8 protein-coding genes are annotated in these 14,540 nt (G+C 59.3%); 5 read left to right on the top strand and 3 right to left on the bottom strand.

Translation table 11 applies throughout. The features are described from left to right. Window positions 1–417 precede the first annotated feature (417 nt). Together ABX749_RS05185 and ABX749_RS05180 are read right to left on the bottom strand one after the other, a co-directional pair. Complete coding sequence (locus tag ABX749_RS05185) at window positions 418–1,725, bottom strand: DUF1501 domain-containing protein (RefSeq protein WP_372895059.1); 1,308 nt, start codon at window positions 1,723–1,725, stop codon at window positions 418–420. A gap of 56 nt (window positions 1,726–1,781) precedes the next feature. After that, entirely contained in the window at window positions 1,782–3,536 is a 1,755-nt protein-coding gene (locus ABX749_RS05180; protein ID WP_372895058.1) for a DUF1549 domain-containing protein, read from the bottom strand. Between the two features lie 184 nt (window positions 3,537–3,720). On the opposite strand from ABX749_RS05180, the gene ABX749_RS05175 reads away from it, so the two are divergent. Together ABX749_RS05175 and larA are read left to right on the top strand one after the other, a co-directional pair. Then, entirely contained in the window at window positions 3,721–4,437 is a 717-nt protein-coding gene (locus ABX749_RS05175) for a class I SAM-dependent methyltransferase (RefSeq protein ID WP_372895057.1), read from the top strand. A gap of 105 nt (window positions 4,438–4,542) precedes the next feature. Then, on the top strand, window positions 4,543–5,841 hold the full coding sequence (gene larA, locus ABX749_RS05170; RefSeq protein WP_372895056.1) for a nickel-dependent lactate racemase: 1,299 nt from the start codon (window positions 4,543–4,545) through the stop codon (window positions 5,839–5,841). A 116-nt stretch (window positions 5,842–5,957) separates the two neighbouring features. Here the strand turns inward: larA and ABX749_RS05165 are convergent, their stop codons facing one another. Then, window positions 5,958–6,908, bottom strand: a complete 951-nt coding sequence (locus ABX749_RS05165) for a CvpA family protein (protein WP_372895055.1) — start codon at window positions 6,906–6,908, stop codon at window positions 5,958–5,960. A gap of 634 nt (window positions 6,909–7,542) precedes the next feature. On the opposite strand from ABX749_RS05165, the gene ABX749_RS05160 reads away from it, so the two are divergent. From ABX749_RS05160 to ABX749_RS05150, 3 genes are all read left to right on the top strand, one after another. Next, entirely contained in the window at window positions 7,543–8,973 is a 1,431-nt protein-coding gene (locus ABX749_RS05160; protein WP_372895054.1) for a transposase, read from the top strand. A gap of 462 nt (window positions 8,974–9,435) precedes the next feature. Then, the gene (locus ABX749_RS05155) at window positions 9,436–10,332 is read left to right on the top strand and encodes a DUF4132 domain-containing protein (RefSeq protein ID WP_372895053.1); all 897 of its coding nucleotides are present in this window, start codon (window positions 9,436–9,438) and stop codon (window positions 10,330–10,332) included. Beyond that, the coding region (locus tag ABX749_RS05150; RefSeq protein WP_372895052.1) for a DNA-binding protein at window positions 10,329–14,540 on the top strand (4,212 nt) is incomplete at its 3' end. The genes ABX749_RS05155 and ABX749_RS05150, both read left to right, overlap by 4 nt.

The following is a 14,540-nucleotide window of genomic DNA, read 5'->3' as shown; positions in this document are numbered from 1 at the left end:
GTCCTCTGTAGTCGGCAGATTGGCAAGGACTCGTCGCCTCGTCCACTACCGCCTACCCGAAAACCAAGGTGCGGCGGAATACGAGTCGCACCCAGTCGACGCCGTCACGGTAGGGCACGCTGTGCGTGCCGAATGTTGATGCACCGCATCACCGACAACGGTTTGTTTGTTAGCGGCAGGGCGCAAGCCCTCCGGTCTGCCACCGTGTTTCAACGCCGATACCGGACGGCTCGCGCCGTTCCGCTAAAACGGTAAATGCCGAATGTTGATGCACCGCATCACCAACAACGGTTTGTTAGCGGAAGGGCGCAAGCCCTCCGGTCTGTGACCGCGTTTCAACGCCGATACCGGACGGCTCGCGCCGTTCCGCTTGCGCCGGTGCCGCATGCGATGCACCGCATCACCGGCATGTTCGCCTTATGCCAACACGGCCCCGACCGGTTCGCCTTCGCTGATTTTCAACGGGCGTCCGATCGGGGTTTGGCGTTCTTCGTGATAGGGCACGCCCAACGTCGACAGGATGGTCGCGTGCAAGTCACCGATCGTGATCGGATTTCCTACATCGGCCAACGGCTTGTCGGGATCCAGCTTGGGATCGGCGGCCGTCGCACCGTACACGCCTCCCTTGCGAATGCCGCAACCGGCCAAGAAGGTTGAAAAACCGTGCGGCCAGTGGTCACGTCCCTCGGCCGGATTGATCTGCGGCGTGCGACCAAATTCGCCGCCGCACACGACGAGCGTGGTTTCCAACAAGTCCTGCTCGACGAGCCGGTCCAAGAGCGCCGCCAGGGCTGCGTCCAGGATTTCGCAGCGGGCCGATTGCAAGGAGTGATTGGTGATGTGGGAATCCCACCCGCCCAGCGTGACTTCGACACAACGCACCCCGGCGCCGATCAAACGCGTCGCAGCCAGACAGCCCCGTCCGAAAGGTGTTTGGCCGAATTGCTCGAGCGTCTCCTTGGATTCGTTGGAAACATCAAACGCGCTGACCTGCTCGCTGGACATCATCCGTAACGCCGCATCGGTGGACGACTGGTGCAGCGTTCGGTTCTGGTCCAAGTCGCGCAACCGCTGCTGACGGAAGCGGCCTTCGAGCCACTGCAGATCTTTCATTCTGCGTTCGAAACGGTCTTCGGCGATCGGCGATTTCAGATCCGGGACCGGATTCTGCGGATCACCGATTTTGAACGCGTCATAGACCGGTCCCAGGTAACCGCCGCGTGCCGGAGCGTTTTGCGGCAGGATCGAGATGTGTCGCGGGATGTCCAACTGTTCGGGAAATTCGTGACACAGGATCGAACCGATCGACGGATGCACCAGTGTCGGATCAGGGCGATACCCGCTCTTGATGTTGTAAATCGCCCGTTGATGATCGCCTTCCTTGCTCGTCACACTTCGGATCAGCGACCCCAAATGCATCTTCTCGGCCACGCGTGGCAAAGTGTCGGCGATCTGCAGGTCCGGCACGCTGGTCGGGATCGCTTTGACTTCGCCGCCGATAGACGATCCCGGGTGCGGGTCAAACGTCTCCAATTGACTGGGGCCACCCTCAAGCCACAACAGGATCACGTTCTTGGGCCGTGACGTCTCGGTCGCACCGACCGCGTCGGCCCAGGCGAGTTGATGGGCGATGGTCGAAAGCATCGCCCCGCCGGCACCGGCCCCCAACAGCGTGCGCCGAGACAGATGGGCATGCGGGTCGCAAAGCAGATCGTGATGGGACATGGGATCGGGCCGTGAGACGGAATGGAATGGCGGATGGTTATCGCGACGGAATGATGCTAATGATTCCACGTGAATTCGGTGCTGTTGGCGAGCGTCCAATAGAGGTCTTCCAGCGCCTCTGCACGGTCGGAACGCTCGGTCATCTTGTCGATAAAATAGTCACGTTCTTCCGTGCTCGGATAGCGATTGAGCAGACACAAATAAATCGTCTCGATCGCCTGCGCGTCGTCACGGGCGAACAGGTTGATGTGCCCGGTCGCGTTCAAGATCGGATTCGGTTGGCCGGCTTCGCGAAGCATGTTGCCGTTGATCATCAACAGCCGTTGCGGAATGGTGATGCCGTCCTTGGAGAACTCATTTTCACCCAAATCACCGAAACGTTCCAAAAAGTCATTGATCGAACCGTATCGGATCAATTGAACCAGCAACGAGGAATCACGATTGATCGCTTTGATCTTCGACGCCTGCACGATCGATCCGGCCACCTGTTCGGCACGCAATCGGGTCAGGGGAAACACCGCGTAGCGTTCTTCGTGTTGCGGGGTGACATCGAACGTCGCCCGACTGTCAACGCGAAACGCATCACATTGTGCGATGATCCGAATCGTCCGTCGAACATCGCGGTGTTGCACGAAATCGTCCACGATCGGCTCCAACATCGGCGGCAGTGGTTCATCCAGCGGCAAGTTGTCGACCGCCTCAGTTGCCGAGCGTCCGAACATCAACGCCCAAAACCGGGCGACGGCGGCGCGTGAGAACTGGCGGTTGTCCCGATGCGTCACCCACGTTGCCAATCGCGATCGGGCATCCCCTTCCTCGGGCAACAACTCTGCGGCGTAGGGCACCGCCGGCGCCACCTCGACCGTTTCGGATGCATCCAGGTACTGGTATTCGTAGTCCGCCTCGCCCGTGCGAACCCCTTGCAATCCGTTCGTCTTGGCGCTGCTGTAGAACGCCGCCAACTGGTGAAAGTCTTGCTGTCGACCTTCGCGAGTCTCGACGGGATCGCCCAAGTTGACGTTGCCCAGAAAGTCGTTGTGACATTGCAGACAATCGATTCGCAATCCCAAAAAGGCGCGGCTGGTCCGGGCCGCCAAGCGAATCGGATCCGGATTGCCATCGTTGCTGTCGAACGTCACGGTCAAAAAATTCACTTCCGGACGGTCCGTCCAAAGCCCTTCGGCCGTGATCAAGTCGCGGACAATCTGGTCGTACGGGCGATTGGCAGCCAACTCGTCGGACAACCAGTGACGAAAGCGACGTCTGCGATAAACAATGAACGGGCCTTCGTCGGCACCGACAATGAACCGTGTCCAACGCTCGGCCCAATAATCATGGAATCGCGGGTCACGCATCAAATTCGACAGGTGTGTCGATTCACGCTGGTCTTCGGGCAGACTTTCCAACGCGCGAATTTCTTGCAGCGACACGCCGCTACCGATCAGCGCCAACGACGTTCGGCGACACGAGGTCATCCAATCGGCCGGCGGGGCGCTCTGCAACCCCAACGCGGCAAGTTGTTCGTTGCGTGCCGCGTTGACCGCTGCGACGACGCGATCAATCGATTCGGACTGGGCCGAAGCTTCTCGCGGTGCAGAATCGACCGGCGGCCCAGCAGTGGATTCCGCATCGGCGGATTCCGGAACGGCCGAGGGAGGCGAACCGTCCAAGCGGACGTCGCTGGCCGCTTCAACCTCGCCACGACGATCGTTGGAGGGTTCAGACAGCCCGGACGCCATGTACCCGAACGCGATCAGCATCAACAGCCCGAACCAGCTCCACTTCGCGACGGAGACGAAAAATTGTTTCATCGGATCATTTTCAGATGGGTAGCGTCGCCGGTTGTCATCGCTGGGTTTGCATCACTGGTACAGTCGCTGGACGCCACGCTATTATCCACCAAACGCGGCAGGAACGGTGAGTGATTCTCGTTCCATTCGCCGCCGATCAGCCGATCTTGATGATTGGAGCCAAAAAAAACTTACCGGATTCTTCATGTCAGACCCCACCGACCCGTTTTTCGAACCCTACGACCGCGACGAGATCGCTTACGGGGACGTGCCTTCGGCTCCCTTGGCCGCCTACCTAGACCAAGTGGACTGCAGCGGCCAGGCGATCGACCTGGGGGCCGGAGCCGGGCGTGACACCATTGCGCTGGCCAAAGCCGGTTTTCACGTCACGGCCGTCGACCTGAGCCCGCGGGGTGCCGAGCGGATCCGGCAACGGGCCGAGACCGCCGGCGTCGGCCCGCGTGTGCAGACCTGTGTGGCGAACGTTTGCGACCACGAAATCCAACCCGACGCCTTCGACGCCATCTGCGCAACGACCGTGTTGGATCATGTCCCCGCCGACGATGCCCGGCGGGTTTGGAAACGAATGATGGCCGGTCTCCGCGACGGCGGCGTCGTCTACGTCGAAGTCCACACGACCGAAGACCCCGGCTGTGACCGCTGGCCGGGATCACAGAATGATGCCCCCCAAAGCGAAACCGCCGGCGCGGTGGTCAATTACTTTGCCCCCAATCAGCTCGCCCGCTGGGCCACCGACGAGGCATCTGCACTGAGGATCTTGCGCTACGAGGAACGTTTGGAATGGGACTACACGCACGGTCCGGAGCATCTGCACGGCAAGGCGATCCTGTTGGCCGTCAAAGCCGGCGCCCACCCGCCGTGGTACGGCCAACCGGTCGCCTTTCCGCGACGCGATGCTTAAGCAACCAGCGGGAAAGCTGTCGAAACCGATGGCACGATCGGCTACCCTTGATCGTTTGACGCAACGTTTACAACCGATCATCCAGTCTCCGGGTCTGCAATCTCGATGCAAGTGTCGCTGCTTTACGGTCGAAACGGGATCGCGGTGCCCTTGCCCCGTGACGCCGACGTCACGCTGATCGCCAAGCCCGAGATGCCGCGACTGGTCGATCCGGTTGCCGCCGTTCGCCGAGCCTTGCAAAGCCCCGGGGAGTCGAGCGGTGCGGCGGGGCTGCACGAAATTGCCGCGGGTGCTAAGAGTGCCTGCATCGCGATCTGCGACATCACGCGGCCGGTTCCCAATCACCTGTTCCTGCGGCCGATGATCGAGACACTGGTGTCAGCCGGCGTGCCGCAGGATCAAATCACGGTCTTGGTCGCGACGGGATTGCATCGTCCCAATCTCGGCGACGAGCTTGCCGAATTGATCGGCGACCCTTGGGTGTTACGGCACGTCAACGTCGTCAATCACGATGCGCTCTGTGACGAAGACCACATCGATTTGGGCCGAACCCCCACCCGGCAAACACCGGTCAAAATCGATCGCCGGTTCGTCCAAGCCGATGTTCGGATCGCCACCGGGTTGGTCGAGCCGCATTTCATGGCCGGCTATTCGGGAGGCCGCAAAGTGATCGCGCCCGGCTTGGCGCATGCCGAGACGATTCGGACGTTTCACAACCATCGCTTCATGTCCGACGACGCCGCCGCCAATTGCAATCTGCATCGCAACCCGCTGCATGAAGAACAATTGGAAATCGTCAAGATGATCGGCGGCGCGTACGCGCTCAACACGGTCATCGACGATCAACGAAATCTGTCCATGGTCAACTTCGGTGAGATCACGGCCAGTCACCAGGATGCGGTCTCCTTCATCGGCCAGTACTGCCGCGTCCCCGTACCGCAACGCTTCCCGACGGTGATCACCAGTGCCGCCGGATACCCGCTGGACAAGACGTATTACCAAACCGTCAAAGGGATGGTCGGCGCGATCGACATCCTCGAGCCCGGCGGCAATCTGATCATCGTGTCCGAGTGCAGCGAAGGGTTGGGATCGGACGACTACGCCGCCGCCCAGGCAACGCTGACGCGTTTGGGATCCCAGGGCTTCTTGCAATCGATCCGGCACCAACCTTTTGCAGAGATCGACGCCTGGCAGACGCAGATGCAAACCAAAGCGACGGAGCAGGGAACGGTCCATCTTTACTCGTCGCTTTCCCCATCGTTGCAAGCGCTCACCGGGGTCTCCATCGTCGACGATCTCCAAGCCACCATTCAGGCTTCCCTGGACGCCAGCGCGTGCAAGTCCGTCGCCGTCATCCCGGAAGGCCCCTACGTGATCCCGTTTGTGCAAGCCCAAGTGGCCTAAGCTTCCAGAGTGGCGTAAGCTTCCAGCTTGCGTCCCAGCAAGCGAAGCTTGCCCCCCTACAACACGCCAAGCGAAGCTTGCGAAGCGGCAAGCTGGAAGCGTGCCCCACTTAGCTATCACAGGTCCTGCAACGCTTGACGGACCTTGGGCAGGAAGTCGGGGTGATCGACCAGACGCATCACCGCAGGGCTGTTGAGCAAATGCATCAGCAACGGTTGATCCAGCGGACGTTTCTGCTCGAACCATTCCTCGAGTACCGGATCGTTGCGAATTTCATCGATCGCCGCGGCAACCGCGGGATCGGACCCCAGTTCCGCGATGTCTGGATCGTCCAATAGACGCTGGACGTTTTCGGGGTCGCCCAAGCGGCGCACCGTCTGGCGAAACTCGTTGACGCCAGCCAGCGATTGGAAACGCTCGAAGGGGTTATAGTCACGAATGAACGGCCCGAGCAGGCTTTGACGGGTTTGCGAAGCCCAATCGTCGACGGCCGTCGCGACGGCGTTGTCCCGGATGTCGTCCGCACGCTGCCACATCTGAAGGCTGATCAGTCCGCCGAGCAGCAGGTAACAGATCGCAACCCCTTCAACCAATCCGATGGCAAATCCGGCGAAATGGTTGGCCCACTTCCAGGCGCGGCGTTTGGCGAACACCCAGTTGCTGATCATCGTGATCAAGAGCGTCACCACCAGTGAAATCAGCACACCGATCGCAGCGATGCAAAGGAAACGATTGGCCAGCCCGCTGGTGCCAAACCGTTCGGAAAACGCGACTTGGTAGTTCATGCCCATCGCCGGCGCGTACGCAATCGCGGCGACCAGTCCCAGGACCGATGCCGCGATCCGGCCGAACCCCATCCTGAATCCGCCCCAGCCGGACAGCGCGATGACAACGATCGTGATGGCGGTAACGGGATCACCGCGCCGATACAGCAGCACCGCCGCGACGAGGCTGCCCAGTGACAGCGGATAGAACAGCCATGCCGGCATCGGAATCGGATCACCCGGCTTCGGCTTGCGTCGTTTTTTCTTGCGTCGAAATCGATTCGTCGCGGTGGGATCGGCCATGGCGGCGATTCGCTGGTCGGGGATGAACCGGTACTTACACGGCCAATCATAGGCCATCGGTTCAGCCGACAGCGGCTTCCACGGCGAATGGCTGCCACAAAAAACCGGGCCCACGTTGCTACGGGCCCGGTCAGTCACGCGGTGAAGCATCTTTTCAGCGGTAGGACACGAGGTCCCCGTTGTTTGGGTAGCGATGAGAAACTGGAGGGCTTGCGGGCTGTCGAATGAATCCCGATACCGCTACGTTTCGCGTCGTTTCCTCGACCTGGGCGCGAGCCCTGCCGCTAACAAGCATCACTCCGTTTGATGTCAAAGGAGAGCGGCAGCGAACCGAGGATCCCGGAGGGATGCCAGCGAGTAGCCGGAGGTCAGCGCAGCGCCACCTCCGGGAAGCACGCCTCACAATCCCCTCGACCCCGGACGAGACTGCTGAATTAGTCCGGTGAGCTGGACAGGTATATAATTCCAGCTTTCGTCCTTGCCTCTTCTTTCTTTGGTGGGCTGCGAAATGCTCGATAAGTACCGAAGCCATCTCGAGGAGATCTCTGAACGAGATGTCGATTTTTACTTCCAATTGCTCCCCGCGGAGCATCCGCTCTTGGATGCCCTCGAGCTCATTCCTTGGGAGAGCTTTGTGCCTGAGTTGGAGTCCCACTACTCTCACAACTTAGGGCAACCGGCCTTCCCCCCACTGCGGATGCTCAAGCTCGAATTCCTTCGCTACTTCGCTCGACTGAGTGATCGCGAAGTCATTGCTCGATGTCAGAGCGATGTTCTGTTTCGATGGTTCCTACAGATTCCCGTTCGACGTGCCCTGCCCGATCCGAGTTCGTTAACTCGCTTTCGCGGGCGGCTCGGCCCTGAAGGTTTCTCAAAGCTTTTTGACCGACTGGTTGGCATCGCCCGGGAGCATGATTTGGTCAAAGACCGGTTGCGTCTGAAAGATGCCACCCACGTCATTGCCAACATCGCGGTCCCATCAACGATCGGACTGCTGGCGTCGCTGCGAACAAAGATGCTCGCGGCCATCAAACCGATCGATCCAGAAGCAGCAATCGGTTTCGAGATTGCGGCCGAGCAAGTCCGCAGCGAAACCGAAGCGGCTGATCCGGCCATCCGCTTGCAGGCTCGTTTGGATTTGGTCCTCGATATCCTGCATTGGATCGACCAACTTTCAGTCCCGGAAGAAGATCAGAACGATCCGAGTTGGAACAGCCTACATCGCGTTGCCGCGTTGGCCCGCAAGATCACCGGTGACTGCCAAAACCCCACTGCCGGACACCGAACGCTCAGTGTGGTCGATCCGGATGCCCGTCGAGGCCGGCATGGGGAGTTCTACAATGGCTTCCTGTTGGACATGATGGTCGATGCTGACAGCGAAATCATCACCCAACTTGGAGTGATTGATTCGGGAGCCGATGAAGCTCGCCACGCAATCGACTTGATCGCCAAAGAACAAGAAGCCCACGGCAATGATGTCCAGCAAATTTCGATTGACGGGATCGGATTCAATGGCGAAGTGATCGCGAAACTTGAGGATCCCGCCGGTCCGGCGGCAGTCGACGTGATCACGGTCCCGCGCGACTTTAGCAGTCAAGAAGGTTTTTCATCGGCCTCGTTTAAGCGATCTGACGATGGTCTAAAGGTGATCTGTCCGGCGGGCCAACAAAGTGGTTTGGGGCATCGCAACTCCAAGGGCAATGCAACGCAATTCGCGTTTGCAAAGGCAACCTGTGCCGGTTGTCCGCTGTTAACCGCTTGCCTGCCGAAGTTTTCGGAAACGTCAAAGAAAGGCCGCCAGGTGATCAAGAACGATTACGAGGCGCAGTATGAATCGATTCGTCGCAAAAGTCAGACGGCGGCGTACCAGGAAGTTAGGCGTCGTCATCCAATGATCGAACGCAAGCTGGGTGAGGTTGTTCGCCATGGCGGTGGTCGTCGGGCGAAGTACTGGGGCCGGGCGAAGGTTCATATTCAGGAACTGATGACCGGCTTTGTGGTCAACACCAGGCGAATTGTTAAGTTGCTTGATGATCGCCGCTGCGCGGTACCTGCGATCTGCTAGAGAAAAAGCGAGGGGAAGGGCTCTCGAACTCCGATTTGGCCACTTCAGCCAGCCAAATTAGCCGAATGAGGAGCATCGAAACACTTCCACCTTCGAAAGCACCACCAGACACGCGATCAGTTGAGAAAATCCAGCAAAGGGCGTCCGAGCACGTCCGAACCATTTGCTAGTAATTCAGCAGTCTCGTCCGGGGTCGATGGGATTTTGGGACGTGCGTCCCGGAGGTGGCGCTGCGCTGACCTCCGGCTACTCGCTGTCATCCCTCCGGGATACTGGACTCGCTGGCGCGAGCCCTCCGGTCTTTTAATGCTGACACCGGACGGCTCGCGCCGTTCCGCTATCAACTTCTGCTGACGCGATGCGCGACCACGCAACAAATCCTGTCGCCGATGTGGCACAATATCCCCCGGCGGCGTGACGTCAGACAAATGGGGCGGGGTTTGGATGCAACGGAGGGAAGAGATGGTGTCAACGGTCCAGCAGGAAGACGCTTGGGTGGATGCCGAGCGAGATTACAAGTTAGGGCTTCGGGCGGGAAAACTGGTTTGTCAAAATCCCAAAGGCAAATCACTCGCGTCGGTCCCCAAGTGGCTCAAAGAAACGGAAACGGCCGAGTCGTTGCTCGCTCTGGCCGATTGGCTAGCCGAGCATGAATTGGAATGTCTGCACACCGTCGAGCGCTGGATGTTGCGATCGCTGTCGATCCCACGCGCCGTGGTGACGGAAATCTGGGCGGATTCGGCTTGGCGAGACTGCATCGAAAACATGGTGGTCGTGCCCGTCGCTGCCGGTGGAGCCTTCGATCTCGAAAACGCCGGGCTGCTGAAAGACGTTGACGCGAAACGCGGACTGGGCGTCATCGATCTGGACGGCGAAACCCAGTGGATCAAAACCGATTCGTTCGGCGTGCCGCACCCGATCCTGATTGGTGACTTGGAAGAATTGCGTGAGTTGGCCGGGGACCTGGGCATCCGACAAGCGATCGACCAGCTCTATCGCCCGATTCATCAACCGACCCAAGAGCAGCTGGATCTGACGTCTATCAATGATTTTTCCGGTGGCCACTTCGAACAATTGAACTTCGCCACGTCCCACTGTCGCCGCTTGGGCTATCCCGTTCGCGGCGGCTACGCGACGTGCCGGATCTGGGAAAGCAATGCCCTGATCGAGGCTCGGTATTTCATCGGGGACGAATACCCCGAATCACCAACTTGGACGGGCGGATTGGTGTTCGTCGACGAGAGTCAGCAGCCACAGAAAATCAGTTCGATCGGTCCGGTCACGTTCAGCGAAGGCGTTCGCATGGCCTCGGAGATCTACGCCAAACGCAAAGTTGACGCCACGGAGGAAGACCAATGAGTGTTGCGACGAAGAAACCCGGCAAATCAAAGAAAGCTCTGGAGGCTCAGTTGGTCGCCGGCGGCATGTTGCCGATCAAGGCCAAGGTCGACCCCAAAAGCTCCGAAAAGGTCGTCGCGCGAACCTACACCGGCCAGGTGCTCGGTGACCGGAAAATCGTGCGTCTGGGCGCCGAACGTCTGGGACCGGCCGAAGACTTGGCGATGGAGTTTCTGGGGCTTCAATCGGCTGGCGAAAGCAAACCGCTGGCGATTCAAGGTCGACGGGCGTTGGGGTTCGCCAGCTGGGCTTTGATCACGCATCCGGAAAACGCCAAGGACGCGTTGGTGTTGGTCAAACGGATCAAAGCCGCGGCCCGCAAGGCGAAGTCGAAACCCGGCCACGCCTGGGACGCGTTCTCCGAAATGGCCGAGGAATTGAATCGATCGGTCCGACATTTTCTGCCGCCGTTCTGGGAGGAGGCTGCGCGAATCTTCAAAGAACTCGGCAACCAGACGTACGCCGGACGCGGACTCGGCAAAGCACTCGAAGCCGAACGTGTCCACGCGCTCGACGTCGATCGCGAACGACGACGTGATGCCGTATTGGAATTCGCCCTCAGCGGTTGCTTGTCCGGGAAAGCACTCGGCGAATACACCAAAGACTTGGAAAATCAATTCGAACCGGAGGAAGCTTTTGAAACGTTTCGCGACTTGCTCGTGCGGCGGACGCTCGGTGGCATGCCGCCGATGGCCGGTGCGGCGAAAGATTTGATTCGGCTGGCAAAGCTGGCGGGCAAGGATCCCGATGCGGAAATCGATCGGTTGTTGAAGGAGATCATTTCCGCGCCGTCGATGTCGCGCGCCCCCCAGCAATTTTGGTCCTCGGTCAGCAAGCGGATTGCACAGCTGGTCAAGCAATCCGATTCCTTTGGCGTTTGGTTACTCGTTCATACCAATTGCGAATCCAACTATTACTCCGAGTCCACGGCTTGGAAATGGATCGATCAACTTGAAAAATGGAACGTGCTGCGGTTGCTCGCATTGCCCGCCGAGAAGTTCCCTGCCGACGTCGAAATCCCCGGCGGACGAGCGGGCTGGTTCGGCCGACTTTCGTTGGCAAGCACGCCTCCGCCGAAACGCTTTTTCGACTTGCTCGAATCAGCCGCCGCGGCGCTCCGTCAAGACGCGATCCCGTTGCAATTAGGCAAATCACAAGGCTGGGCGTCCGTGCCGGCCGACGTCGATGTCATCGAAGCCTGTTTGGATTTGGAAATCCCGTTGGCCGACATTCCCCAAGGGACCGGGATCGGGTTCGGCGGTTGGATGCAGTCCGATGTCGACCATCCCCGCCGCAACTCATCACTCGTTCATGTTTTGGACGATGAACGTTTCGCATCGCGGGTGCGCAACATGATTCCAAACCTGATCTGCCGCGACCAATCCACGCGGCGGTATGGTGACCAATACGGACACGGCGGGCGTCGATTCGACCAAGCCGCCGCCGGGCACGATGCGCTCAAAGACATCTGGTGGGAATTCCTGGATCACAAGTTGTCGATTTTGGAAAGCGGCGGGCTGGCGGATTTCGAAGTCACGTTGAATCAAATTCGTTCGGCCATCGGACGCAGCACGCTCGAGCGGTTTCCCGTCGTTCTGAAGCGACTGAGGAAACTGGATCTGGTCGGCACGCTTCGACGCACGTTGGTCGGTGGCATTTTGGATGAATACGGTTGGCAACCGCTCGATGAGGCCGACGACGAGAGTCGGTTGCCGGTGATCAAGAGCCGGCGACGAAACGATTCGTTTTATGAATCGTTTCCCACGTTGATTTTCGCCCGCGATGGAAAGATCGATGAATTCGGCCCCGCCGGTCACCGGGTCCGCGCGGAGTTTACGTTCACCAAATCCACCGAGCCCCAGGCGGTTCTGCCGGTCGGAACCGACACCGCAGTCGTCTTCCGAGACACCTCCAACTACGAAGGCAAGATCTGTTGGCTCAGCGACCCCGGTGACGTCAAAAAACTCGACGGCGGTTACTGGTATTCGCCTCCAGGATTCTGGATGCCGTATCAGGACGGTGTGTTCTTTGGCAGCCGAATGCTCAAGCCGGGCGATACAAAATTGCCGACGTGGGCGCACTGGTTGAGCGACGGTGGGCGTTGCTGGATCCAGAAAACCGATCCCACACAGTACCACTATCACGCAGACTCCGGGGAAATGATCGGCACGACGTCGCTGGTCGAACTCGATCCGGTCAGCGGAAAAAAGATCCGCGAGAGCGTGCCGGACTGGTTTGAACAAGACCTTGCCGCCAGCAACACCGTTCACTGGCAACATTGTTTCTTGATGCCGGCGCCCGACGGCATGGACGCGTCGCCGTTGGGGATCGCCGACGGCATGCTCGGTTGGAGTGTTCTGACCACGCGTGACGGCAGCGCGATCGGGCGCGGCATCGACGGCCGCACATGCACGCTGGAGCAAGACCCGCACGGGTTCGAAGACGCCAGGATCCCCCTTGCGATCATGGACAAACCCGAATCGAAACATCACTGGATCATCACCGCTGACGGAATCGTCCTGGACAGCGAAACGGGAATCGGCATCGCGCTGATGCAAGAGAGATCGAACCGTTATCACTTGGGCCAGCCGATGCATCTGTCGTATCGGTTCTTTCACCACTACACCGTTCGTTCCAAGCAGGCGTCGGCCAAGCTGCGCAAAATCTCGGTCAAGCAATGCAAGTTGTTTCTCGACGCCGGAAAGGCTCAGCATCAAGCGTTGCGAAAGAAAAAGGAAGAAGCCGAGACGGATCCCGACCGCAATGCCGTTGCCGAAGCGGTCTCGAAATGGTTGCCCGACGCCCCGTCGCGGTTGCAGAAAGGACTGGGGAAAATCATCAGCATCATGGCCGCCGAACAAGCCTCGCTGGGTGGCTTTTTGGATCGGATCACGGAACCACCCAAAGAAAAGGAAACGCCGACGGAGGCAAACGGAAAGCCGGAGTTCGCGCCCTCGGCAGCCGGCGTCGCGGATCTGATCTACACTTGGCCCGGCTCAGACCGTCCGGGGATCTATCGTTATGGGGCATCAAACGCGTCCAAAGCTCACATCGAGGTCGCCACGAACTTTCTGGAAACCGGCAACCAACAAAAGATTCCCGGCGGCAATCCCGACTGGGTTTCCGCGATCGACGATCCCTGCTCGGCGGCCTGGAAATGGTTTTGGACACAGTCCACGGTGGGGGCCGATACCGAAGCGACTGAGAATGCCCCGGCCAAGTCTCGCTTCGAAGACAGTTTGGGCCTCCAGGGACTCGCCTACTTGGCCAAACGCGGCATCCTGGATTGGAAAGGCAAATTCGTCTACTACATCGCCAAGGGGTTTTCCGAAGCCGACGCCAAGCTGGACAAGAACAAACCTTACGCGCCGGCCCGTGACAAAGCCGTCGCATTTACCGATGGAAAACATCGCTACCTCGCGTATTCGTACGGAGGTTACGGAACCGAGGAGATTCACGTGTTGGAATACACCGAATCCGGCACGCCGAAACCGCCCAAGCCCTATTCGATTCTGGAGACCATCGAGGTCAAACGCACCTGGGGATCGAAGCAAGTCAACCAATTCATCGATGCGGTCCGCAAGCTGGAAACGCTGCCGCTGGTGGATGCCGAGTTGCTCGCCGATGCCGCCGGACAGCTGGGCGCGTCACCCGTCCAAGTTGGATTGGCGTGGATGGCGGATCTGCGGACCAACCGCTACGGCCAAGAGAAGTTGACCAAGGAACTACGGTCGCACTACGGTTGGAAGCTCAACGAAATCAAAGCAGCTATCTCGGGGCTCGACGGGGAGGCGTTGCCGATGTCGTTGATGTCCACCGGCCTGTTGGACGATCCTGCGGGTGCGATCGGCGATGGCAAGAACGAAGCATTTGCCCGGATGGTTGCCGCTTGGAAAAAGCGTCGCGAATCATCGGTGACGCTTCCCCCTGAAGCGGCGGCGCCGTTGGAGCACGTCGGATTCGGCTATCCAAGATTGGACCGAAAAGCGTTCTTGGGTTTGCTTTCCGATCCCCAAGGGTCGAAAGTTCTGGAGCCTCGCAAGACGACGTTTCAGTATTCGTCGCAATCCAAGCGGCATCAGCAACACATCCTCGATGCCACGTACACCCCCGAACCTCCACTCGACTTGCAGAAGGTCTTGCCCCAGTTGTTGGATGCCGTGGGCTGG

This window comes from Stieleria sp., from assembly GCF_041595215.1.
Classification (GTDB): domain Bacteria; phylum Planctomycetota; class Planctomycetia; order Pirellulales; family Pirellulaceae; genus Stieleria; species Stieleria magnilauensis.
This window is presented reverse-complemented; position numbering and strand designations above follow the sequence as displayed.

Excerpts from the sequence above, each read along its gene's own strand:
- larA (WP_372895056.1), top strand. The coding sequence starts at position 4,543 with ATGCAAGTGTCGCTGCTTTACGGTCGAAACGGGATCGCGGTGCCCTTG.
- ABX749_RS05185 (WP_372895059.1), bottom strand. The coding sequence starts at position 1,725 with ATGTCCCATCACGATCTGCTTTGCGACCCGCATGCCCATCTGTCTCGG.
- ABX749_RS05165 (WP_372895055.1), bottom strand. The coding sequence starts at position 6,908 with ATGGCCGATCCCACCGCGACGAATCGATTTCGACGCAAGAAAAAACGA.
- ABX749_RS05180 (WP_372895058.1), bottom strand. The coding sequence starts at position 3,536 with ATGAAACAATTTTTCGTCTCCGTCGCGAAGTGGAGCTGGTTCGGGCTG.
- ABX749_RS05155 (WP_372895053.1), top strand. The coding sequence starts at position 9,436 with ATGGTGTCAACGGTCCAGCAGGAAGACGCTTGGGTGGATGCCGAGCGA.
- ABX749_RS05175 (WP_372895057.1), top strand. The coding sequence starts at position 3,721 with ATGTCAGACCCCACCGACCCGTTTTTCGAACCCTACGACCGCGACGAG.